Annotated in this window: 2 protein-coding genes and 1 other annotated feature; both genes read right to left on the minus strand. The window is 36.5% G+C overall.

Translation table 11 applies throughout. The annotated features are described in order from the left end of the window. Window positions 1-436 precede the first annotated feature (436 nt). Window positions 437-973, minus strand: a complete 537-nt coding sequence (msrA, locus tag ACEN4I_RS13265) for a peptide-methionine (S)-S-oxide reductase MsrA (RefSeq protein ID WP_407103303.1) — start codon at window positions 971-973, stop codon at window positions 437-439. Window positions 974-1,137: 164 nt separating this feature from the next. Then, window positions 1,138-2,412 carry a serine--tRNA ligase gene (gene serS / locus ACEN4I_RS13270; RefSeq protein WP_407103302.1) on the minus strand — a complete coding sequence of 425 codons (1,275 nt, stop codon included), beginning with the start codon at window positions 2,410-2,412 and terminating at the stop codon, window positions 1,138-1,140. Window positions 2,413-2,467: 55 nt separating this feature from the next. Continuing rightward, window positions 2,468-2,706 (minus strand) — a binding site (T-box leader). Between the last annotated feature and the right edge of the window lie 203 nt (window positions 2,707-2,909).

The following is a 2,909-nucleotide window of genomic DNA, read 5'->3' on the forward strand; positions in this document are numbered from 1 at the left end:
TTGTAGCTCATTAATTGATTGCTAGCGAATAAATATTCACTAATTTGTTTGTTTTGGCACTTGCCAAAACTTCCTTACACGTTTGGTTCGTCTTACTTTGTTTAGTTTTCAAAGGTCTAATTTCGTTCGCGTTGTCGCTGTGACAACTTCTTAATAATACCAGAGTGTCAAATCAATGTCAACAACTTTTTGAAATTATTTTTTGTTACTGGTTTGTTAAATCTTTGTCACCTGCAACGTTTATTACTATACCAACATTCTTGGGTTTCGTCAAGCTTTTCATTGAAATAAAATTTACAAAATACCAAAGCTGAACTTTACAAATCAAACCTTCGCTAAAACGACATATTTCATTCAAATTAGCGAACGTTAGTCGATTGATTTCTAAAATGGTACAGCTTTAATCAAAATGTATATTTATTGCAAAAATATACTATTATTCATTTCCCCAGTTTTGTTGGATAAACCCGACTCTACCTGAACCGCGACTGTATCTATTGTAATGAGCACTATTTTTCTTGTAGAAGTCTTGGTGATACTCTTCTGCTTCATAGAATGGTTGTGCCGGTTCTATAGAGGTAACAATCGGTTGCTGAAATCTTCCGCTGCTTTGTAAAGCTTGTTTAGAAGCTTCTGCAATTCTCTTTTGCTCTTCATCATAATAAAAAATAACAGGGCGGTAAGAATCTCCTTTGTCTGCAAATTGGCCTGAAGCATCTGTTGGGTCCGTTTGTCTCCAATACACTTCTACTAAATCTTCGTATTTAAATACTTCTGGATCGTATGTGATTTGTACAGCTTCTGTATGTCCAGTAGTACCCGTTGTAACTTCTTCATAGGTTGGATTCTTAACGTGCCCACCTGTATATCCAGAAACTACTTTCTCTATGCCGGGTAGAGAATCAAAAGGTTTTACCATACACCAGAAACATCCGCCAGCAAATGTAGCTTGTTTTAAATTAGTTTGTCCCATCTCTATACCTTCTTTTCTAAATTAGTATTTACTAGTATATCACCTTTAATGTAGATGTTAAAAAGTTACGACTGATGTTAATTACAAAAAGGAAGCATCAAATGACTGCTTCCTTTTGTACCTGTCTGATTAATAGAACAAGTTGCTACCATAGAATACATTTTTTAACGGATTTCAGTTAATCCACCCATATAAGAAACCAATGCTTCCGGAATTTTTACTGAGCCATCTGCTTGTTGATAGTTTTCTAGAATAGCTGCTACTGTTCGCCCTACTGCTAGTCCTGAACCGTTTAACGTATGAACGTATTCTAATTTGCCTGTTTCTTCATTACGATAGCGGATTTTTGCTCTTCTAGCTTGAAAAGCTTCGGTATTTGAGCAAGAAGAAATTTCGCGATACGTATCTTGAGCAGGTATCCATACTTCTAAATCGTATGTTTTGGCTGCTGAGAAGCCCATATCTCCTGTACACAATGCTAACACACGATAAGGAAGGTTTAATTTTTGCAGCACATCTTCCGCATTAGCAGTCATTTTTTCTAGTTCTTCATATGATTCTTCAGGTTTACTGAATTTAACCATTTCTACTTTATTGAACTGGTGTAAACGAATCAAACCTCTGGTGTCTCGTCCCGCACTTCCGGCTTCAGATCTAAAAGAAGGGCTTAGAGCTGTGAAATAAATCGGCAATTCTTTTGCATCAATAATTTCATCTTGGTAATAGTTGGTCAGTGGTACTTCAGCGGTTGGAATCAAGGTCAGGTCACTATCTTGCATTTGGAAAACATCTTCTTTAAATTTCGGGAATTGCCCTGTCCCAAACATCGCTTTACTGTTTACCAAGTAAGGCGTCATCATTTCTGTATAGTTGTGTTCATAAATATGCAAGTCTAACATAAAATTGTAAACAGCTCGTTCCAGTCGGGCTCCAATTCCTTTATAGTAAAGGAAACGGCTGCCAGATACTTTCGCGCCGCGTTCGAAATCTAAAATTCCCAATTCTTCCCCTATTTCCCAGTGTGGTTTAGGTACAAAGTCATAACTAGGAGTTTCGCCCCATTTGCGTATTTCTACGTTTTCTTCTTCATCAGCGCCAACTGGTACTGATTCGTGCGGTAAATTAGGTAAACGAGTGGCAATGTTTTCCAGGTTTTCTTCTATAGTAGCCAACTCTTGATCCAACTGTTTGATCTTTCCGCCTACTTCACGCATTTCAACGATTTTACTCTCTGCATTTTCTTTCGCGCGCTTTAATGTAGCGATCGCATCGGACACTTCATTACGGTAGCTTTTTAACTTTTCTGTTTCGACTATTAAATCACGTCTCTTACCATCCAATTCGAGATAACGATTCAACTCTTCTTCCTTAACTCCACGAGCAGCTAATTTTTTAGCCACTTCATCAAAATTGTTTCTCAGCTCTTTGTTGTCTAACATTGTTTTCCCTCCTAAAATTGTATGTACAAAAAAAAGTCCAATTCGTCCCTAATGATATAGGGACGAATTGGACTATCTATTTCGCGGTACCACCCAGATTTAACTTTATAAAAAAGCTACTCTCTACTTCAGATAACGGTCTGGAGCCGAAATAATTTAATACTTAACAACAAGCCGTTAAGGTTCATTATTTACTTCATGTGATGGATTCAAGAAAAGTAATTATCAGCTTGCACCACCCGCTGACTCTCTGCAAATCAATTCTTCTTTACTAGCTCACATTACTAACGTTCAGTCTATTGAATTTATGTGCTTTTATTTTATCGAATCGCTATTTATAAGTCAACAAAAACTAAAACTTGGCTTACTTGATATCGTTCGAACGTGATAATGTCCTAAGTAGGTCGAAGCATAAAATGTCCCAAAATGATAAAATAAAATCATGAAAAGGATAATACTAACGATGAATGAAGATAAGAAATATAAAGTAATAAAAG

The sequence above is a fragment of the Desemzia sp. FAM 23990 genome (assembly GCF_045528485.1).
Classification (GTDB): Bacteria; Bacillota; Bacilli; order Lactobacillales; family Carnobacteriaceae; genus Desemzia.